This is a genomic window from Bradyrhizobium sp. CCBAU 11430, from assembly GCF_028128855.1.
GTDB lineage: Bacteria > Pseudomonadota > Alphaproteobacteria > Rhizobiales > Xanthobacteraceae > Bradyrhizobium > Bradyrhizobium ottawaense.
In genome coordinates, this window is the sequence record NZ_LBJV01000073.1 from 195,671 (window position 1) to 215,527 (window position 19,857).

At 63.7% G+C, this 19,857-nt stretch carries 18 protein-coding genes; 11 read left to right on the forward strand and 7 right to left on the reverse strand.

The window, feature by feature from the left end; genetic code table 11:
* Positions 1-8: 8 nt before the first annotated feature.
* The 7 genes from XI04_RS35765 to XI04_RS35795 form a co-directional block, all read right to left on the reverse strand.
* A complete protein-coding gene (locus XI04_RS35765) occupies positions 9-968 on the reverse strand; it encodes a transketolase family protein (protein ID WP_028141024.1) in 960 nt (319 codons plus the stop codon).
* 10 nt (positions 969-978) lie between these two features.
* Positions 979-1,827 (reverse strand): transketolase, encoded by an 849-nt coding sequence (locus tag XI04_RS35770; protein ID WP_212428708.1) that lies wholly within the window; start codon positions 1,825-1,827, stop codon positions 979-981.
* The gene (locus tag XI04_RS35775) at positions 1,802-2,839 is read right to left on the reverse strand and encodes an aminoglycoside phosphotransferase family protein (protein ID WP_049806676.1); all 1,038 of its coding nucleotides are present in this window, start codon (positions 2,837-2,839) and stop codon (positions 1,802-1,804) included. Before XI04_RS35775 ends, XI04_RS35770 begins: the two co-directional genes overlap by 26 nt.
* Entirely contained in the window at positions 2,836-3,447 is a 612-nt protein-coding gene (locus tag XI04_RS35780; RefSeq protein ID WP_240536481.1) for a hypothetical protein, read from the reverse strand. The genes XI04_RS35775 and XI04_RS35780 overlap by 4 nt, the downstream gene beginning before the upstream one ends.
* 5 nt (positions 3,448-3,452) lie before the next feature.
* Positions 3,453-4,454 carry an NAD-dependent epimerase/dehydratase family protein gene (locus tag XI04_RS35785; RefSeq protein ID WP_028141020.1) on the reverse strand — a complete coding sequence of 334 codons (1,002 nt, stop codon included), beginning with the start codon at positions 4,452-4,454 and terminating at the stop codon, positions 3,453-3,455.
* A 27-nt stretch (positions 4,455-4,481) separates the two neighbouring features.
* Positions 4,482-6,047 carry a PfkB family carbohydrate kinase gene (locus tag XI04_RS35790; RefSeq protein ID WP_028141019.1) on the reverse strand — a complete coding sequence of 522 codons (1,566 nt, stop codon included), beginning with the start codon at positions 6,045-6,047 and terminating at the stop codon, positions 4,482-4,484.
* An 82-nt stretch (positions 6,048-6,129) separates the two neighbouring features.
* Positions 6,130-7,146, reverse strand: a complete 1,017-nt coding sequence (locus XI04_RS35795; protein ID WP_095426287.1) for an SDR family oxidoreductase — start codon at positions 7,144-7,146, stop codon at positions 6,130-6,132.
* A gap of 165 nt (positions 7,147-7,311) precedes the next feature.
* Here XI04_RS35795 and XI04_RS35800 point away from each other — a divergent pair, with 165 nt between their 5' ends.
* From XI04_RS35800 to rpoB, 11 genes are all read left to right on the forward strand, one after another.
* Positions 7,312-7,899, forward strand: a complete 588-nt coding sequence (locus tag XI04_RS35800) for an SIS domain-containing protein (protein ID WP_240536482.1) — start codon at positions 7,312-7,314, stop codon at positions 7,897-7,899.
* Between the two features lie 12 nt (positions 7,900-7,911).
* Positions 7,912-8,931 (forward strand): lysylphosphatidylglycerol synthase transmembrane domain-containing protein, encoded by a 1,020-nt coding sequence (locus XI04_RS35805; RefSeq protein ID WP_028141016.1) that lies wholly within the window; start codon positions 7,912-7,914, stop codon positions 8,929-8,931.
* An 85-nt stretch (positions 8,932-9,016) separates the two neighbouring features.
* Positions 9,017-10,285: a class I SAM-dependent methyltransferase gene (locus tag XI04_RS35810; protein ID WP_028141015.1), complete on the forward strand. Its 1,269-nt coding sequence runs from the start codon at positions 9,017-9,019 to the stop codon at positions 10,283-10,285.
* A gap of 365 nt (positions 10,286-10,650) precedes the next feature.
* On the forward strand, positions 10,651-10,842 hold the full coding sequence (gene secE / locus XI04_RS35815; protein ID WP_026202711.1) for a preprotein translocase subunit SecE: 192 nt from the start codon (positions 10,651-10,653) through the stop codon (positions 10,840-10,842).
* Entirely contained in the window at positions 10,842-11,396 is a 555-nt protein-coding gene (gene nusG / locus XI04_RS35820; protein ID WP_008136441.1) for a transcription termination/antitermination protein NusG, read from the forward strand. Before secE ends, nusG begins: the two co-directional genes overlap by 1 nt.
* 133 nt (positions 11,397-11,529) lie before the next feature.
* On the forward strand, positions 11,530-11,958 hold the full coding sequence (rplK, locus tag XI04_RS35825) for a 50S ribosomal protein L11 (protein WP_006611824.1): 429 nt from the start codon (positions 11,530-11,532) through the stop codon (positions 11,956-11,958).
* 6 nt (positions 11,959-11,964) lie between these two features.
* A complete protein-coding gene (rplA, locus tag XI04_RS35830; protein WP_014494487.1) occupies positions 11,965-12,657 on the forward strand; it encodes a 50S ribosomal protein L1 in 693 nt (230 codons plus the stop codon).
* 88 nt (positions 12,658-12,745) lie between these two features.
* A complete protein-coding gene (locus XI04_RS35835) occupies positions 12,746-13,699 on the forward strand; it encodes a 2-hydroxyacid dehydrogenase (protein ID WP_271608884.1) in 954 nt (317 codons plus the stop codon).
* 577 nt (positions 13,700-14,276) lie between these two features.
* Entirely contained in the window at positions 14,277-14,795 is a 519-nt protein-coding gene (gene rplJ / locus XI04_RS35840; protein WP_271608883.1) for a 50S ribosomal protein L10, read from the forward strand.
* Positions 14,796-14,849: 54 nt separating this feature from the next.
* Entirely contained in the window at positions 14,850-15,227 is a 378-nt protein-coding gene (gene rplL, locus XI04_RS35845) for a 50S ribosomal protein L7/L12 (RefSeq protein ID WP_018322255.1), read from the forward strand.
* 481 nt (positions 15,228-15,708) lie between these two features.
* Positions 15,709-19,827 carry a DNA-directed RNA polymerase subunit beta gene (gene rpoB / locus XI04_RS35850; RefSeq protein ID WP_028141012.1) on the forward strand — a complete coding sequence of 1,373 codons (4,119 nt, stop codon included), beginning with the start codon at positions 15,709-15,711 and terminating at the stop codon, positions 19,825-19,827.
* Positions 19,828-19,857: the final 30 nt, after the last annotated feature.

A 19,857-nucleotide genomic window follows, 5' to 3' on the forward strand; every position in this document is an offset into this window, starting at 1 on the left:
GTGACCCGTCAGGTGGAATGGAGTTGAGGAGCGGAGGTGCGCGACGCCGCGAGCGCGTGCTCGATCGAGGTCGCAATGGCGTTGGGCGCGAGGCCGTGCTTCTTCAGCAGCGAGTCCTGCGAGCCGTAATTGTGCATGAAGCGGTCCGGCAGCGACAGCCGCAGCATCGCGGGCAGGCCGGAGCCGAGCTTGTCGATCAGCGTCTCCGCAACCGCACTGCCGAGGCCGCCGGAGGGCACGTGCTCCTCCAGCGTTGCCACGAGCTTGATGCCGCGGATCGCTTGCAGCAGCGCTTCGGTGTCGAGCGGCTTCACCGTATGCATGTGCAGGATGCCGGCGCGAATGCCTTGCGCGGCCAGCAGGTCGGCTGCGGCGATGGCGCGCTGGAGCATGATGCCGGTGGTCACCATGAGGACGTCGCCCGGCGGGCGCATCAGGATGGCCTTGCCGATCTCGAAGCCGTGCTCGGCCTTCGAGACGATGGCATCACCGCCCTTGCCGAGCCGGATGTAGATCGGTCCGGTCCAGTCGAGCGTCTTGTCCATCATGCGCGCGGCCTCGTCGGCGTCGCATGGGCAGACCACCGTCATGTTCGGCAGCGCCCTCATGATGGCGATGTCCTCGATCGCCTGGTGGGTGGGGCCGAGCGGCGCGTAGACGAGCCCGCCACCATTGGCGATCAGCCGCACCGGCAGATTGTGCAAACAGAGATCGACGGCCACCTGCTCGTAGCAGCGGCGGGTGAGGAAGGTCGCGATGGTATTGACGTAAGGCACGAAGCCTTCCATCGCGAGGCCGGCCGACATGCCGATGATGTGCGCTTCCGAAATGCCCTCGATCAGATGGCGCTTGGGAAACTCCTTGCTCATCGCACGCAGCGTGCCGGCGCCGGGATCGGAGCCGATGTAAAGCACACGCTCGTCGCGCGCGGCGAGCTTGTGGACCATGTTCATCGCGGTGTTGCGCATGGGGAGCCGATCAAAAATCGCCGACGGCGACGCGGATGGCGTCGAGCTCACTGTCGGACAGCTTGTTCTTGTGATGCCAATCGGCGTTGGATTCTGCGGGCGGCAGACCCTTGCCCTTGACGGTATGGCAGATGATCGCGGTGGGCTTGCCCGGTACGGCCGGGACCTGCTTCAGGACGGTGCGCAGGGCGCCGACGTCGTGGCCGTTGAGCTCCTGCACGGCAAAGCCGAAGCTGCGCCATTTGTCCGCGAGCGGCTCCAGCGGCAGCACGTAGTCGGTGGGGCCGTAGCTCTGAAGCTTGTTGTAGTCGATCATCGCGACGAGGTTGTCGAGCCCGTGCTTGGCCGCGCCCATGGCGGCCTCCCACACCGATCCTTCGTTGATCTCGCCGTCGCCGAGCAGCACGAAGGTCCGGTAATTGCGCTCGCGCATGCGGGCGGCGAGCGCAAGGCCGACGCCGATCGACAGGCCGTGTCCGAGCGCGCCGGTCGACGCCTCGACACCCGGCACCATGCCGTATTCGGGATGTCCGCCCAAGATACTGTCGGAGCCGCAAAAGCCGTCGAGCTCCGACAGCGGGAAGAAGCCGCGATCGGCGAGCAGCGCGTAGAGCGCCAGGCACCCGTGCCCCTTGCTGAGGATCGCGCGGTCGCGTTCCGGATCGCGCGGGTTGTTCGGATCGATCCGCAGGATGTCGTCGTAGAGCACGCGGACCATTTCGATCAGCGACAGGGCCGGACCGACATGGCCGCGTCCTGCGGAGCGAACAGAACCAAGGACCAGGCGGCGCAAATAGAGACTGCGCTCGTCCAGCGTGCAGGTGAGGGCGGCTTCAGCGTGGGGTGAGATCTGGATCACGTTGGCAAATCGTTTGATGAAGCCGGCGTGCTTTGTCGAGCTGACCGGCAAGGCGGACCGTCAGATCGCCACCTTGCGCAGCCAAGGCGCGCCGGGAGCGGCTTTCGGGCAAATAGGCATTCAGGACAATCAGGCACCAGATCGCCCCGAACACAGGATACAGTACGTCACGGCGGATCGCAAACGCGTCATCCCTAGCCGCAAAGGCTTGCGTGAGGCGTTCGATGAGGCGATTCGCGCTTGTTGCGGGCAGATCGCTGCCGGGGTGGATCGCGGTATCGGACAGCAGTTTGACCGGATCGTCCCAGCCGAAATATTCGAAGTCGATGAAGCGCAGCCTGCCGTCTTCGCCGCGCAGCGCGTTGTGCAGTCCGAAATCGGACGGGCTCAATGCGCGATGCGCGGGCAGAAGATCCGCTGCGGGATCCCGCCCCAGTTCCGCATAACGTTGGCGGAGCCTTTGGATGGCGACGGCCGTGCTGGGAACCAGGCTGCCGTCGATGAACGTACGCAGCTCGGGGTGATCCTGCGACTCGCGCGTCAACCCGTCGAGGCGCTGCTCGTACTGGGCGATGGCTTCCTCGGGTGAAAAGATGCTGGCTGACGCATTGCGCAAGGTCTGCGCACCTTCGGCGTCGCGCAACTTCTGCAATTCGATCAGGAAATCGGCCAGCTGGTCGGCATCGTCGTCCCGGGGACGCAGCACCGCCGCGTCACCGTCGAACCATTGATACAGCGCGCAGAACGCATCCGCGTCCTTTGCAATCGGCCGCGGCGTCGATGTAATCCCATGGCGTGACAGAAACGTCAGCGCGTCATATTCCTGTCCCAGCCGGTCGCGCCCGTCGGACGGATAATGCTTGAGGGCGAGGGGTGGACCCTCCGCCATCTCCAGCCGAAACACCCTGTTGTTGCCGCCGGACCGCGCCGGGTGGGCGGCCGCGACCGTTGCTCCGGCAAGGCGGCTGCCGATCGAGATCGCATCCGCTGCGCTGATGTCGGGCTCGCTCATGCCGCAAACACCTCGTCGCGGATGCCGGCCCATGTCGCGATCGGCGTGCAATGTTCGGGGTGCGGGGACTGCGAACGCGTGAACAGGATCGATCGCGTGTCCTTCGGGAAATGCGGCTGCTCGAAGACCTCGACGAGATCGTCGATGAAGATGTCCAGCTCCAGGCTCGCGAGCCTGTCGACCTTGGCCGCCATCGTGTCCTCGAAATAAACATCGCCGCTGGCCACTGCCGCCTCCGCAGCGTCGATGAGGCCGGCGCCACGCAGCCAGCCGCGTGCGGCCTCGCGCAGGTCGGTATGGTCGGGGTCCTGATGACCAAATCGGGTCTTGTGGCTGACGATGTACACCCTGGCGCCGGCCTGTCTGCACGCCGCGAGGAATTCGCGCACGCCCGGATAAATTTCGGCGCCGCCAATGCCCTTGCCGTAGACGAAGCCTTGCAGGCCTTGCCAGGCGAGCTCGCCACCCGTGCGGGATCGCAAGAGATCCCGCACATCGTTCTTCAGCCCCTCCCAGCCCTCCGGCACCAGGTCGCGCTGACGCGCCGCGGCGGCAAAGACCTTGTCGTAGCAGATGATCGTGTTGTCGAAATCGATGCCGATCCGCACGCCGCTCACTTCAGGCTGATGTTCTGCATCATCTTGATGTTGAAATACCGGGGATCGTTGAGCGAGTTCGGCAGGCGGCCGGACCTGAAGGCGTCCACGAGGCCGGACACGGCCTGCTCGATCGTGTGCGTCGGTGCAAATCCGAGTTCGCGGCGGATCTTCTCCGAGGAGACGTGGTAGGAGCGCAGATCGTCGGTCGGCTCGACGGCGACCTCGACGTTGTTTCCGACCACCGATTTGACGATGTCGGCGATCTTCATCAGCGAGTGGTTCTCGTAGCCGATATTGTAGGTCTTGCCGTCGATCTTCGCGTCATCCTGCTGCAGCAGGAACAGATAGGCCGCCGACATGTCCTCGATGTGCAGATTGGGCCGCTTCTGCGTTCCGCCGAACACGCGGATGCGGCCGGTGTTGACCGCGAGGTTGGTCAGGATGTTGACCACGACGTCGAGCCGCTGCCGCGGTGCATAGCCGCAGACGGTGGCGGGACGAACCGTGCAGGTGACGAAGCCGGCCGCGGCCTCTTCGGCGAGGTCGGTCTCGCACATCGCCTTGAACTTGGAGTAGTCCGTGAGCGGCTCGCAGGACAGTTCCTCGGTCACCTCGGCCTCGTCCTTGATGCCGTAGACGCTCGAGGAGGAGGCGTAGATGAAGCGCTTGATGCCGGCCTTCTTCGCGGCGCGCACCATCGGACGGAAGCAGTCGTAGTTGATGGACTTGCCGAGCCCCGGATCGAGCTCGAACGAGGGATCGTTGGAGATGCAGGCGAGGTGGATCACCGCATTGTTGCCGCGCAGGGCCTCGTTGATCGCGGCCTCATCGCGGATGTCGCCCTTGATCAGGCGAAGGTTCGGATTGTTGCGAACCGCGTCGAAGACGGATTCGCCATACATGAACAGGTCGAGCACCGTGACCTTGTGGCCCGCTGCCAGCAACTGGGGAACCAGCACGCTGCCGACATAGCCGGCGCCGCCGGTGACCATCACGTTCCATTTCTGATCAATCACTGTCGTTCTCCAGATTTCCGGTTCGCGTTACTTCAACAACGCGGTGACGAATTTGACCAGCGGCGCCTTTTCGACCGAGTTGCGGTGACCGACGATGCCGACCTTGATCGCGCCTGCCGCGTTGCCGATGAAGGCGACGTCCTCGATATTGCCGCCGGCCGCCACCAGCGGCGCCGTGATCGTCAGGAAGGCATCGCCGGCGCCGACCGTGTCGACGACGGTCTTGGTGAAAGCGGGCACGCGCGCGACGCCGGTCTTCGACGAGAAGGGGTAGCAGCCGAAGGAGCCGTGCGTGATGATCATGTTGTCGCAATCGATCTTGCCGTGCAGGCGATTCTCGATCACCGACGCGATGTCGCTGAACTTGTCGGTCGCGGCCAGCCGCGCTTCCGGCGCGTCGATGCAGACGTAGTCGGCTCGCGGATATTTCGTGATCAGATTGTAGCCGTGGTTTCCGCTGTTGCTCTGGGCGTTGACCGCCAGGAACTTGGAGTTCGCGATGAGCGTGTCGATGGTGCTGGACGCGATCATGCCGTGACCGAAATCGGTGACGATCACCACGTCTCCGCCACGAACGCGCTCGGCGGTGATTCGGTCGATCTCCTTGCGCTCGGCCTCGTCGAGCGGCGTGTCGTCCATGGTGTAGACTTCGAAGAGCTTGTGCAGATAGCCCATCTCGACGTACCGCAATTTGCGGGTCGTCGGTCGGCCCTGAATGCGGATCGGCGTCAGCGTGACATTCGGGCGGACATGCGCGCGAATGAACTCCTCGGGGTAGTCGTTGCCGCCCAGCGTCGTGACGATCTCCACCGACTTGCAGAAGCTCGCCACGTGATTGGCCGCGGCAATGACGCCGCCGGCAAATTGCTCCCCATTCTTGAGCAGAGTGGCGACGATGTTCTCCTTCGAAGCCTTCCCGAGCGCCGTGACGTACTGGTATTCGTCGATGATGGTATCGCCGACCAGCACGACGTGCATGTCCTGGATCTTGTCGATCAGCTTCAGCAGGCGTTCGGCGCCGCCACCTTCGCGTACCTTCTGGAGGTAGTCGCGCAGGGGGGGATCGTAGATGTCGAAATAGCGGTTCAGCAGCGACGACGAGCTGAAGGTGACGTCGCGCGTGAAGACGATCCGTCCGCCATGACGTTCGACGGCCTCGCGCTCGGTGGCGATCTTGCCGGTGACGTCATCCTCGGGATTCTCGTAGTCCGAGCCCTTCACGTAGGTGTCGGGGCGCACGGTATCGAGGACCGGCTCGGCGCTGGAGGTCCGGTTGATGCCGACCCAGTCGACCGTGCCGAGCGCGGCCAGCATCTCGGCGCGCATGTTCTCCGGAAAGATCGGCCGTCCCGGGCCCTTGTTGACGAAACGGTCGGCGGTGATGGTCACGATGACCACGTCGGCCTCGTTGCGCGCCGCCAGGATGTGCCGGACGTGGCCGAGATGCACCAGATCGAACACGCCGTGGCAGAGCGCGACGGTTAGGCCCTTGGCCTGCGCGGCGCGCGCAATCTCGCCCAGTTCCTCGATCGTCCTGATCTTGTCGTGCGGTGCCGGATGGCCGGTCGGCTTGTCTGTCGCAGCATTACCCATGTGGATTACCCAAAGCGCCGGCAGGTCTCAGATGGCCGGCCTGAAATGATCGACTCGCAGCAACGATATCTGGCGAGCCTGTTCAAGAGCTTGCCTTCTGCGGTGAGCCGTCGTCGTCACCGAGATATTTGAACCAGTCCTTGGTGGCGTCGGCGATCTTGTCGACCGTCCACAAGGGCGCGTCCTTGTACTGATCCATCGACTTCAGCATCGTCGCGACGCCGTCCTCGAATTTCACCTTCGGCGTCCAGTTCAGGACCCGTTTGATTTTGGTGATGTCGGCGTAGGTGCAATCGGGCTCGCCCGGACGCTTGGGAATATGAACCTTGTCGCCGCCGAGAAGCTCGACCAGCCGGTTGACGCTGTAGGTGTTGTCCGAGCCGACGTTGAATATTTCGTGCGAGATATCGGAGCGCGCGGCGGTGACGAAGGCGTCCGCGACGTCGCTGACGAAGGTGAAATCGCGCGTCTGCTCGCCGTCGCCGACCACCGTGAAGGGCTTTCCGGCAAGCTTCTGCGCCATGAAGACGCCGAACACGGCGCCGTAGGTGCCGGTGGTGCGATGGCGCGGCCCGTACACGTTGAACAGGCGCAGCGCGACCGCAGGCAGCTTGTAGACCTGGCACCAGTGCATGACGCACTGCTCGCCGAGATTCTTGGTAAGCGCGTAGGGATACATCGGCCGAATCTCGGCGCTCTCCGGCGTCGGATAGACGTCGGGAATGCCGTAACAGGACGACGAGGCGGCGTAGACGAAGCGCTTGACGCCGGCGTGCCGCGCCGCTTCGAGGACGTTGACCGTGCCGTCGACATTGGCGCGATGATACGGGATCGGGGACTCGATCGAGGGAACGATGTCGGCCAGCGCCGCCAGATGGAAGACCCAGTCGATTCCGTGGAAATACGGCTTGATCGACTCGAGATCGGTGACGTCGGCCCGCACGACTTTCAACTGGCTCGAACCGGCGCGTGCGGCCAGATTTTCGGGGCGACCGATCACGAAATTATCGAGCGCGATGACCTCGTGGCCGTCGTCGAGGAGACGATCGACGAGGTGACTTCCAATGAAGCCGGCGCCGCCAGTAACGATGCATTTCATGAGGAACATCCGTGACGCGAATGCCCAGCGAAACAGGCCCGCCAATGTTGAGTGAAACCCGAAAGCCGACTACCAGCCGCTCGCCGACTTTGCAAGTATTATACCTTTGCAATCCTTGGTAATAGCCGGTATCACCCGGTCATGTTGCAATCGAGCCGCCAGCCCATGCCCGCCGTGTCCGTCGATCCCGATCACAAGGCTTTCCTTGACGATTACGTGGGGCGCCTCCATCGCGCGACGGCGATCGACGACGGCGCTTTCGCCGCAATCTCCGCCACCCGCGCCACATGGTTGCGCGCGCGCGAGCAGGGCGGCCGCGTCATCTTCATCGGTAATGGCGGCTCGGCCGGCATCGCTTCGCATCTGGCGATCGATCTGGCGAAGAACGCATCGGTGCCTGCGCTCTGCTTCAGCGACGCGAGCATGATGTCGTGCCTTGCCAACGATTACGGATTCGAGGACTGGATCGCGCACGCCGTGCGGCTGAGCGCGCGTGCCGGCGACTGCCTCGTCGCGATCAGCTCCTCGGGGCGCTCGAAGAACATTCTCAACGCGGTTGCGCAGGCGCGGACGATGAAGCTCGACGTGATCACGCTGTCGGGCATGAATGCGGACAATCCGCTGCGCAATCTCGGCGACGTCAATTTCTTCGTCGATAGCCGCAGCTACAACATTGTCGAGACCACGCACCAGTTCTGGATGATGGCCGCGATCGACCTCGTGATCGGTCGCGCGGAATATCCGGCATCCTGAGGCGGGCATCCGATGCAGTCGCGGTTCAAACAGGCGGCCCTGTTTTCGGTAAAGCTGCTGCTGTCGATTGCCGTCCTGGTCTACATCGCGCGCGGCCTCGATCTGCAGCGGTTGCGCAGCCATCTCGTCTCGGTCGATCCTTTGCTGTTCGTCCTGGCGCTGGCGCTGATCTTCTTCCAGACCTTCGTGCTCAACGGCCGGTGGGAGCTGATCATGCGCGCGCTCGGCGTGTCGCTGGACTGGCTCGCGGGCTGGCGGATCCTCATGATCAGCCTCTGGTTCAATCAGGTGTTGCCGTCCTCGGTCGGCGGTGATGCGGTGCGGATGTGGCTGCTGCGCCAGCGCGGCGTGCAGTGGCCGGAGGCGGTCAAGGGCGTTGCAGCCGACCGTTTCACGGCATTGATCGGGCTGATCGCGCTGATGGTGGCCGGATTGCCGTTCCTGTTGTCGCGCGTGTCCGATCAGGCCGCGATCCTGGCCATCGGCGGGCTGACGCTGGCCGGCGTCGCTGGCACCGTGGTTCTGTTGACGCTCGACCGTCTGCCCAAGCGCCTCACCGCCCATCCGGCGATCGCAAGCTTCGTCCGGTTCGGAGCGCTGGTCAGGTTTCTCCTGCTGCAGTCCGAGCGCCGTGCTTTGCTGTTCGGGTCGGCGCTGCTCATCCATCTCGTGACCGCGGCGGCTTGCTTCGCCCTGGCGCGCGGTGTCGGAGCACAGCTTTCGGTGGTGGACGCCGGCATCCTGATTCCGCCCGTGGTACTGTTGACGGCGGTCCCGATCTCGATCAGCGGGTGGGGTGTTCGCGAGGGGGCGATGGTCGCCTGCCTCGGTCTGGCGGGTGTCCCTTCCGAGGAGGCGCTGTCGGTTTCGCTGCTGCTGGGCGCCATCAGCGTGATCATCGGGCTCGTCGGCGGCGCGATCTGGCTGGCAAGTCCGGAGCGCGGATCGTATTCAGCGGACAAGGCCGCCAAGGCGGCGGAGGAAGCCCCCAGCTACGACGGGCTGGGCAAGGAAGTCTCGAGCCACCCATGACCCGCTTGAGTCCGTTGCTGGCGGTCTGGTCTTCACGGGGTGGGATTGCCTCACCCGATCGCGTATCTCATTTTTCGGTTCCACGATGAAAAATCTGTTCTACGTCCGCCACACCTGCCGCCTCTGTCATTCGGACAAGCAGGAGCTTGTCGTCCCGATGGCAGGCATGCCGATCGGCACGCCGAACTTCCAGGTCCCGGACGCCAGCGTCGACGATCCCGTGTTCCGCGCTGCGGTTCCGATGGCGCTGCATCTGTGCAGGGATTGCGGTCATCTCCAGATTCTCCATGTTGGTAATCCCGAGATCCAGTACCGCAACTACGTCTACACCACTTCGCTCTCGCTCGGTCTGCGCGAGCACTTCGCCGGCTACGCCAACGACGTCGTCAGCCGCTTCGGTGTCGCGCCCGGCTCGCTGGTCGTCGAACTCGGCAGCAACGATGGATCGCTGCTCGGCTTCTTCAAAGAGCGCGGCATGCGGGTGTTGGGTGTCGATCCCGCTGTGGACATCGCGAAGCGCGCGACGGAAGCGGGGATCGAGACCATCGGCGACTTCTTCACCGATGCCATTGGTCACCGCATCCTGCAGAGCCACGGTGCGGCGAGCGTCGTGATCGCCAACAACATGATCGCCAATGTCGACAATCTCGATCCGCTGGTGATCGGGGTTCGCGACGTGCTCGCGCCGGACGGATTGTTCGTCTTCGAAACGCAATACGGCGTCGACGTCACCGAGAAGAACCTGCTCGACACCGTCTATCACGAGCATCTGTCGTATTTTAACATCAAGCCGCTGATCCGCTTCTTTGCCCGGCTCGGCATGGAGCTGATCGACGTCCAGCACATCTGGACCAAGGGTGGCTCGATCCGCGTGACCGTGCAGCGTGCCGGTGGCGCCAAGAAGCCGTCGGCTGAGGTCGCGCGCTTCGTCGCCGAGGAAGAACGGCTCGGCGTCGATCAGCCGGCCTATTATGCGCCCTATGTGAAGCGGATCGCCGCGATCCGCGACGAGCTGGTCGCGATGGCTGATGCCGCCCATGCGCGCGGGCAGCTCGTTGCCGGCTACGGCGTCTCGGTCGGCACCACGACGCTGCTGCCGCAGTTCGGCCTGGAGAACAAGATCGACTTCCTGGTCGACGACGATCCCAAGAAGGGGAACGTGATGGCCGGCCCGGGTTACGACATCCCGATCCTGCCGCCTGCCGCCCTTTACGAGCGCAAGCCGGCGTTCGTCGTCGTCTTCGCCTGGCGTTATGTCGACCCGATCCGGGCCAAGCACGCCCGCTATTTCGCCGAAGGCGGAAAGTTCGTGGTGCCGCTGCCGGGCATTTCCATGGTCGAGCGGGCCGACTGACCGCGCAACGGCGCCGAGGCGGGCGCTCCGGGGGAGCGTCCGGAAGGAACCGGTCGGGCGCTGCGATTGCGCCCTGAAGGGTGGGTGGATAAGCCTTTGATCCGGCTGGGCTCTGCTCGAGCGCCCGGGAAGGTCGGCTGGTCCAGTCGGGCCCTCTATATCTTGACCTTTGGTCCTATCCGCAGTAGATACCCCGCACTCGCAGCCGGCCCGTTAGACGCGGATCTCCGGCGCGGCTTTGAAATCCCCGAACAATCGAGCCCGGTTTCCGGCTCATCCTTCGAGACAGAGGGCTGGGCCAACGGCGGCTGTTCGGATCCCTGAAATTCATTCGCGTCTGTCGACGGACGTTGGACATCAAAACGATGGCAGTCAGCCCGTTCAAGTTCTTGCAGGAAGTGCGCTCGGAGACCGCCAAGGTCACTTGGCCGACCCGCCGCGAGACCACGATCACCACCATCATGGTGTTCGTCATGGTCGCCGTGGCCTCGATCTTCTTCTTCGCCGCCGACCAGATCATCCGTGTCCTCATCACTTACCTTCTGGGCATTCACTGATGGCAACCGCAACCGCTCAACTGTCCGACAAGCGCTGGTACATCGTCCACGCCTACTCGAACTTCGAGAAGAAGGTCGCCGAATCGATCCGCGAGCAGGCCAAGCAGCGCGGGCTCGAGGAACTGTTCGAGCTGGTGCTGGTTCCGACCGAGAAGGTCACGGAAGTGCGCCGCGGCCGCAAGATCGACGCCGAGCGCAAGTTCTTCCCCGGCTATGTGCTGGTGAAGATGAAGCTGACCGACGAAGCATTTCACCTCATCAAGAACACGCCGAAGGTCACGGGCTTCCTCGGCGCTGAAAACAAGCCGATGCCGATCTCGGAATCCGAGGCCATGCGCATCCTGCACCAGGTGCAGGAAGGCGTGGAACGGCCGAAGGCGTCGGTGTCGTTCGAGATCGGCGAGAACGTGCGCGTGGCCGATGGCCCGTTCGCCTCGTTCTCGGGTGTCGTCGAGGAAATCGACGAGGCGCGCTCGCGCGTGAAGGTCGCGGTGTCGATCTTCGGCCGTGCCACGCCGGTCGAATTGGAATTCGGTCAGGTCGAGAAGGTCTGACCGGACGAGGCGTGAGACTTCGGTCTCGCGTTAGCAAGAGGCCGTGGGAGGGAGAGGGCGGTTGCCAGCCGCATCCGACCCAGACCACGAACCTGAAACCGCTGGCAGCCTGCCGGCACAACAGGAGTGATACATGGCAAAGAAAGTGACCGGATACCTGAAGCTTCAGGTCCCGGCCGGTGCGGCGAATCCTTCGCCCCCGATCGGTCCCGCGCTCGGTCAGCGCGGTCTCAACATCATGGAGTTCTGCAAGGCGTTCAACGCGCAGACCCAGAAGGAAGAGAAGAACACCCCGATTCCCGTCGTGATCACGATCTACGCCGATCGTTCGTTCACGTTCGAGATGAAGACGCCCCCGATGTCGTTCTTCCTCAAGCAGGCCGCCAAGATCCAGTCCGGCTCGAAGGCGCCGGGCCGCGACAAGGCCGGCAAGGTGACCAAGGCGCAGGTGCGCGAGATCGCCGAGAAGAAGATGAAGGATCTCAATTGCGATTCCATCGAATCGGCCATGAAGATGGTCGAGGGCTCTGCCCGTTCGATGGGCCTGGAAGTGGCGGGGTAAGCGGTCATGGCAATCGGAAAGCGTTTGAACAAAGCCCGCGAAGGTGTTGACCGCGAAAAGCTTTATCCGCTCGCGGACGCCATCAAGATGGTCAAGGAACGCGCGAAAGCGAAGTTCGACGAGACCATCGAGGTCGCGATCAATCTCGGCGTCGATCCGCGTCACGCCGACCAGATGGTCCGCGGCGTCGTGACCCTGCCGAACGGCACTGGCCGTACGCTCCGCGTCGGCGTGTTCGCCCGCGGTGCCAAGGCCGATGAGGCCAAGGCTGCGGGTGCCGACGTCGTCGGCGCCGAGGACCTGGTCGAGAAGGTGCAGAACGGCTCGATCGATTTCGACCGCTGCATCGCCACCCCCGACATGATGCCGCTGGTCGGCCGTCTCGGTAAGGTGCTCGGCCCGCGCGGCCTGATGCCGAACCCGAAGATCGGCACCGTGACCATGGACGTCACCGGTGCGGTGAAGGGTGCCAAGGGCGGCTCGGTCGAGTTCCGCGTCGAGAAGGCCGGCATCCTGCAGGCTGGCGTCGGCAAGGCCTCGTTCTCCGAGGAGAAGCTGGTCGAGAACATCAAGGCTCTCGCCGATGCTGTCTCGAAGGCGAAGCCGGCCGGTTCCAAGGGCACCTACATCCAGCGCGTTGCGGTGTCCTCGACCATGGGCCCCGGCGTGAAGGTCGAGCCGGGCACCATTCTCGGCTAAGTCTGAAAATTGCATGAGGCGAGGGCGGAATTGGGCAACCGATTCCGCCCCTCGTCGTTTGTGGCAGGGCTCACCGGAAACAAGAACAATGGCTGACAAGGTCCTGATCTATTCGCGCTTTCCCAAGACGATGATGGCGCGTTTCGCCGAGCGGTTCGAATTGCTCGACACCGGTGGCAAGCCCGCTAGCGAGGTGCTTTCGGCGGAGGAGCTCAGTGGCATCCGCGCACTGCTGACCGCAGGCGGCTCGCCGCTCGGCGCGGAGGCGATGGACCTGTTTCCGAAGCTCGGCGCGATCGTTTGCTACGGCACCGGCTATGACGGCGTCGACCTGAAAGCGGCAGCCAGCCGCAACATCGCGGTCGGCCACAGCCCGGGCGCCAACGCGGCCTCGGTCGCCGACATCGCGATGACCCTGATGCTGGCGACGACCCGGCGGATCCTGGTCGCCGACCAATATGTCCGCAGCGGTGACTGGGCGGCGTCGAAGCAATCGCCGATGATGCGCCCGCAGGCGGGCATGCCCGGCCGCCGTATCGGCGTCTACGGCATGGGCGAGATCGGCCGCAAGATCGCGGCGCGCTGCGCCGCCTTCGAGAGCGAGGTCGGCTATTTCAGCCGGACCAGATACGATCTGCCCTATCAATATTTTCCGACGCTCGAGGCGCTCGCCGACTGGTGCAGCGTGCTGATGATCGCAGTGCGGGCAGGGGCCGAGACCCAGCATGCCGTCAACGCCGACATCCTGAAGCGGCTCGGGGCGGAGGGCTATGTCGTCAACATCTCCCGTGGCTCGGTGATCGACGAGAAGGCCATGGTCTCAGCGCTCACCGACAAGACCATCGCGGGTGCCGGCCTCGACGTCTTCGAGAAGGAACCGCACGCGCCCGACGCCCTGACCGCGCTCCCCAACGTCGTGTTCGCCCCCCATATCGGCGGCCACACCCTCGACTCGCACGTCGCCATGCAAGGCTGCGTCTTGGCCAATCTGACCGCGTTCTTCGAGGGCAGGCCGCTGCCTCATGAGGTCAAATCGGCCTGAGTCGGTCCTTATCGGCCCGGATCAAGCGCCCAGGGCAACGGATTGGAACTGGTGTGAATTTTGCTCTTGGCAAGCAGGCCCGGAGCGGTTAAAGAACCGCTTCCGGACGTGCCGGCCTCGGCTGGCGCGTTCGTGCACGCATTCCGAAAACCGAAGACAGGAGAAATTCCTTTTCAGGACGTCCGTGAGGATTTGCCCGAAAAGGAAGAAAAACCCGTCGGTTGGTGGAGTGCGGGCAGGGGTCGGGCGGTTCGCCGGCTGACCTTGTCCTGTCCAAGACTGCAGGCGCTCGCGGGAAGTTTCGACTTCTCAACGGCTTAATCGCATGGCCTGCATAGACGGGTGAAGACCGGATTTCACTTCGCCTTCCACCTTAAGGGTGGTTGCGAACGGGTCTGGTTCGGACCTCGACACGCCGTGGGCTCTCAAGAGCTCCCGGAGGGCAGGCTTTGAATCGTCGTCTCGCCCGGCGCGTGTCCGATGGGTTTTGACCCGGAGGTTCAGGTTTTGGGTGGGGCGATGGGTGCAACCCGGCGGTCCCGCTTTCGCGATGACCGCCAACCGGAAAGAGCTTGCTGTGGAACGAGCGGCAAAAAAGGAAGCGGTCGAACAGCTCAACGCGGTCTTCAAGACCACGAGCGTCGCGGTCGTTGCTCAATATTCCGGCCTCACCGTCGCCCAGATGCAGAAGCTGCGCCAGCAGATGAAGCAGGCGGGCGCTGCGGTGAAGGTCTCGAAGAACCGTCTCGCCAAAATTGCTCTTGAAGGCACTGACGTCGTTGCCATCGGCCCCATGCTGAAGGGACCGACCGTGATCGCCACTTCGAACGATCCGGTAGCGGCGCCAAAGGTCGCCATCGAATTCGCCAAGGCGAACGAAAAGTTCGTCATCGTCGGCGGCTCGATGGGGAAGACCGTCCTGAATGTCGACGGCGTGAAGGCGCTTGCCTCGCTGCCGTCGCTTGATGAACTGCGCGCCAAGATCGTCGGCCTGCTTGTGGCCCCGGCGACCAAGATCGCTCAGCTCGCCAATGCGCCCGCGGGCAAGCTCGCGCGCGTCATCCAGGCTCATGCCTCAAAGGGCGAAGCGGCCTGACGCCCTTCGCAAAACTCAAACCCGAACCAGACTTACACGTAAGGAAACTGAACAATGGCTGACTTGCAGAAGATCGTTGACGACCTCTCGAGCCTCACCGTGCTCGAAGCCGCTGAACTGGCGAAGCTCCTCGAAGAAAAGTGGGGCGTTTCGGCTGCCGCGGCTGTCGCCGTGGCCGGCCCGGCTGGTGGTGGCGCTGCCGCCGCTCCGGCGGAAGAGAAGACCGAGTTCACGGTCGTTCTCGCCAGCGCCGGCGACAAGAAGATCGAGGTCATCAAGGAAGTCCGCGCCATCACCGGCCTGGGCCTGAAGGAAGCAAAGGACCTCGTCGAGGGCGCGCCGAAGCCTGTCAAGGAAGGCGTGAACAAGGACGAAGCCGACAAGATCAAGGTCCAGCTCGAGAAGGCTGGCGCGAAGGTCGAGCTCAAGTAAGCACCGCTTACTGGCGAGGTCTCGGGCGAGCGTAAGCTTGGTCCGAGATCCTGCTTGCCCCTCAAAAAGGGGCGAGCTGATGCAAAAGGCGTGCGACGGAACGTCCCGACGCAGGCCGAACACGAAAAAGTGTGGGGATTTGAGGGTTCGCCCCTCGAATCTCCACTATTGTCGCCCCATATCGGTTCGGCAGCACGAAAGCGCGGTGGGCAGGGATAGCGGATTCCCTGTAAGCCGTTGGGAGAGCAAGCTATTTCGGGCTTTTGCAGTCCGTGAAACGATCGTTGTGACGGGCGGGCGCGCACCAGCGCCCCGCGCGTCGTTTTGCGTTTTGAAGGTCTGAAGAACAGATTCAGGACATTCCGGCCTGAAGCTGAGTCTCCGGCCCCCAAAGCGGGTTCGAAAAATTCAACCCGGGGAGCGGTGGCAGCCGCGTCTCGGACGGTTCGCCCAGAGCGGGCGACGAAAATGAGAGGCCACGATGGCGCAGCAGACATTCACCGGTCGCAAACGCGTTCGCAAGTTCTTCGGACACATCAAGGAAGTCGCCGAGATGCCGAACCTCATCGAGGTTCAGAAGGCGTCCTATGACCAGTTCCTGATGGTCGATGAACCCCAGGGTGGCCGTCTCGACGAGGGTCTGCAGGCGGTGTTCCGCTCGGTGTTTCCGATCTCCGATTTCTCGGGCACCTCGATGCTGGAATTCGTCCGCTACGAGTTCGAGCAGCCGAAATACGACGTCGACGAGTGCCGCCAGCGCGGCATGACCTTCGCGGCTCCCCTCAAGGTGACGCTGCGCCTCATCGTGTTCGATATCGACGAGGAAACCGGCGCGAAGTCGGTGAAGGACATCAAGGAGCAGGACGTCTACATGGGCGATATCCCGCTCATGACGATGAACGGCACCTTCATCGTCAACGGCACCGAGCGCGTCATCGTCTCGCAGATGCACCGCTCGCCCGGCGTGTTCTTCGATCACGACAAAGGCAAGACCCATTCCTCGGGCAAGCTGCTGTTCGCCGCCCGCGTCATCCCGTATCGCGGCTCCTGGCTCGACATCGAGTTCGACGCCAAGGACATCGTCTATGCGCGTATCGACCGCCGCCGCAAGATTCCGGTGACGTCGCTGATGTTCGCCCTCGGCCTCGACGGCGAGGCGATCCTGTCGACGTTCTACAAGAAGATCCTCTACAAGCGGACCAAGGAAGGCTGGCGCGTTCCGTTCGACGCCAACCGTTTCCGCGGCTACTCGACCATCAACGACCTGATCGATGCCGACACCGGCAAGGTCGTGCTCGAGGCCGGCAAGAAGCTCACCGTCCGTGCCGCCCGCCAGCTCCAGGAGAAGGGGCTGAAGGCGCTGCGCATGGCCGATGAGGAGCTGGTCGGCAACTACATCGCCGAGGACCTCGTCAACCCGAAGACCGGTGAGATCCACGCCGAGGCCGGTGAGGAAATCACCGACAAGTCGATGAAGGTGCTCAACGAGCACGGCTACAAGGAACTGCCGCTGCTCGACATCGACCACGTCAATGTCGGCGCCTACATCCGCAACACGCTCTCGGCCGACAAGAACATGACGCGTGAAGACGCGCTGTTCGACATCTACCGCGTGATGCGTCCGGGCGAGCCGCCGACGCTGGATTCGGCGCAGGCCATGTTCCAGTCGCTGTTCTTCGACGCCGAGCGCTACGACCTCTCCGCGGTCGGCCGCGTCAAGATGAACATGCGCCTCGACCTCGATGCGCCCGACACCCAGCGCACGCTGCGCAAGGAAGACATCCTCTCCGTCATCAAGACGCTGGTGGACCTGCGCGACGGCAAGGGCGAGATCGACGACATCGACCATCTCGGCAACCGCCGCGTGCGTTCGGTCGGAGAGCTCATGGAGAACCAGTACCGCATCGGCCTGCTGCGCATGGAGCGCGCGATCAAGGAGCGCATGTCCTCGGTCGACATCGACACGGTCATGCCGCAGGACCTGATCAACGCGAAGCCGGCGGCTGCCGCCGTGCGCGAGTTCTTCGGCTCCTCGCAGCTCTCGCAGTTCATGGACCAGACCAACCCGCTCAGCGAGATCACCCACAAGCGTCGTCTCTCGGCGCTTGGACCGGGCGGTCTGACCCGCGAGCGCGCCGGCTTCGAGGTGCGCGACGTGCATCCGACGCATTACGGCCGCATCTGCCCGATCGAGACGCCGGAAGGTCCGAACATCGGCCTGATCAACTCGCTCGCGACCTTCGCGCGCGTGAACAAGTACGGCTTCGTCGAGACGCCTTATCGCAAGGTCAAGGATGGCCGCGTCACCGACGAGGTCGTGTATCTCTCGGCGATGGAAGAGGGCCGCTACACGGTCGCGCAGGCCAACGTGCCGCTCGACCCGAAGGGCCGCTTCACCGAAGACCTCGTGGTCTGCCGTCATGCCGGCGAAGTCTTGCCGGTGACGCCCGACAAGGTCGACTACATGGACGTGTCGCCGAAGCAGCTCGTTTCGGTGGCCGCGGCGCTGATCCCGTTCCTTGAGAACGACGACGCCAACCGCGCGCTGATGGGCTCGAACATGCAGCGCCAGGCGGTGCCGCTGGTTCGTGCCGAGGCGCCGTTCGTCGGCACCGGCATGGAAGGCGTGGTTGCGCGTGACTCGGGCGCCGCGATCGCGGCGCGCCGTTCGGGCGTGATCGACCAGATCGACGCCACCCGCGTCGTCATCCGCGCCACGGAAGATCTCGATCCGACCAAGTCGGGCGTCGATATCTACCGTCTGATGAAGTACCAGCGCTCGAACCAGTCGACCTGCATCAACCAGCGTCCGCTGGTGAAGGTCGGCGACATCGTCAAGAAGGGCGACATCATCGCCGACGGTCCGTCGACCGATCTCGGTGAGCTCGCGCTCGGCCGCAACGTGCTCGTCGCGTTCATGCCGTGGAACGGCTACAACTTCGAAGACTCGATCCTGCTCTCCGAGCGGATCGTGAAGGAAGACGTTTTCACCTCGATTCATATTGAAGAGTTCGAGGTGATGGCCCGCGACACCAAGCTCGGACCTGAGGAAATCACCCGCGACATTCCGAACGTCTCGGAAGAAGCGCTGAAGAACCTCGACGAAGCCGGTATCGTCTACATCGGTGCGGAAGTGCGCGCCGGCGACATCCTGGTCGGCAAGATCACGCCGAAGGGCGAGAGCCCGATGACGCCGGAAGAGAAGCTCCTGCGCGCGATCTTCGGCGAGAAGGCTTCCGACGTTCGCGATACCTCGCTGCGCGTTCCTCCGGGCGTGCAGGGCACGATCGTGGAAGTGCGCGTGTTCAACCGTCACGGCGTCGACAAGGACGAGCGTGCGCTGGCGATCGAGCGGGAAGAGATCGAGCGTCTGGCCAAGGACCGCGACGACGAGCAGGCGATCCTGGACCGCAACGTCTACAACCGTCTTGCCGAGCTGCTCGAAGGGCGGCAGGGCATTGCCGGCCCGAAGGGCTTCAAGAAGGACACCAAGATCACCCGTGCGGTGCTCGAGGAGTACCCGAAGTCGCAGTGGTGGCTGTTCGCCTCGCCGAACGACAAGCTGATGGCCGAGATCGAGGCCATGCGGAAGCAGTACGACGAGTCGAAGAAGGGGCTGGAACAGCGCTTCCTCGACAAGGTCGAGAAGCTTCAGCGCGGTGACGAATTGCCGCCCGGCGTGATGAAGATGGTCAAGGTCTTCGTCGCGGTGAAGCGCAAGATCCAGCCCGGCGACAAGATGGCCGGCCGCCACGGCAACAAGGGCGTGGTGTCGAAGATCGTGCCGATCGAGGACATGCCGTTCCTCGAAGACGGTACGCACGCCGACATCGTGCTCAACCCGCTCGGCGTGCCTTCGCGCATGAACGTCGGACAGATCCTCGAGACCCATCTCGGCTGGGCCTGCGCCGGCCTCGGCAAGCGTATCGGCCAGACCGTCGATGCGTACCTGTCGAAGCAGGACATCAAGCCGCTGAAGGAGACCTTGAAGAAGGTCTACGGCGAGGACGAGACGATCAAGACGCTCAACGACAACGAGTTGATCGAGCTCGGCCATAACCTCAGCCGCGGTGTGCCGATCGCGACGCCGGTGTTCGACGGCGCCAAGGAAGCCGACATCGAGGAGATGCTGAAGCTTGCCGGTCTCGACGCTTCGGGTCAGTCGACCGTCTATGACGGCCGTACCGGCGATGCGTTCGATCGCAAGGTGACAGTGGGCTACATCTACATGCTCAAGCTGCACCATCTCGTGGACGACAAGATCCACGCGCGTTCGATCGGTCCGTACTCGCTCGTCACCCAGCAGCCGCTGGGCGGCAAGGCGCAGTTCGGTGGCCAGCGCTTCGGCGAAATGGAGGTGTGGGCGCTCGAGGCTTACGGCGCGGCGTACACGCTCCAGGAAATGCTGACGGTGAAGTCGGACGACGTCGCCGGCCGTACCAAGGTGTACGAGGCGATCGTGCGCGGCGACGACACGTTCGAGGCCGGTATTCCGGAATCGTTCAACGTGCTGGTCAAGGAAATGCGCTCGCTCGGCCTCAACGTCGACCTGCACAACTCCAAGGTTGGACCGGCGCCGACGTCGGAAGCGGCCGAGTAACACGACCTTTCATGCCCGGCCTTCACGGCC

Bases quoted from the DNA above. Each gene is read 5' to 3' on its own strand.
- rplL (WP_018322255.1), top strand. From the start codon at position 14,850: ATGGCTGACTTGCAGAAGATCGTTGACGACCTCTCGAGCCTCACCGTG.
- XI04_RS35800 (WP_240536482.1), top strand. From the start codon at position 7,312: ATGCCCGCCGTGTCCGTCGATCCCGATCACAAGGCTTTCCTTGACGAT.
- rplA (WP_014494487.1), top strand. From the start codon at position 11,965: ATGGCAATCGGAAAGCGTTTGAACAAAGCCCGCGAAGGTGTTGACCGC.
- XI04_RS35765 (WP_028141024.1), bottom strand. From the start codon at position 968: ATGCGCAACACCGCGATGAACATGGTCCACAAGCTCGCCGCGCGCGAC.
- XI04_RS35835 (WP_271608884.1), top strand. From the start codon at position 12,746: ATGGCTGACAAGGTCCTGATCTATTCGCGCTTTCCCAAGACGATGATG.
- rplK (WP_006611824.1), top strand. From the start codon at position 11,530: ATGGCAAAGAAAGTGACCGGATACCTGAAGCTTCAGGTCCCGGCCGGT.
- secE (WP_026202711.1), top strand. From the start codon at position 10,651: ATGGCAGTCAGCCCGTTCAAGTTCTTGCAGGAAGTGCGCTCGGAGACC.
- XI04_RS35810 (WP_028141015.1), top strand. From the start codon at position 9,017: ATGAAAAATCTGTTCTACGTCCGCCACACCTGCCGCCTCTGTCATTCG.
- XI04_RS35775 (WP_049806676.1), bottom strand. From the start codon at position 2,839: ATGAGCGAGCCCGACATCAGCGCAGCGGATGCGATCTCGATCGGCAGC.
- XI04_RS35795 (WP_095426287.1), bottom strand. From the start codon at position 7,146: ATGAAATGCATCGTTACTGGCGGCGCCGGCTTCATTGGAAGTCACCTC.
- XI04_RS35790 (WP_028141019.1), bottom strand. From the start codon at position 6,047: ATGGGTAATGCTGCGACAGACAAGCCGACCGGCCATCCGGCACCGCAC.
- XI04_RS35805 (WP_028141016.1), top strand. From the start codon at position 7,912: ATGCAGTCGCGGTTCAAACAGGCGGCCCTGTTTTCGGTAAAGCTGCTG.
- rpoB (WP_028141012.1), top strand. From the start codon at position 15,709: ATGGCGCAGCAGACATTCACCGGTCGCAAACGCGTTCGCAAGTTCTTC.
- nusG (WP_008136441.1), top strand. From the start codon at position 10,842: ATGGCAACCGCAACCGCTCAACTGTCCGACAAGCGCTGGTACATCGTC.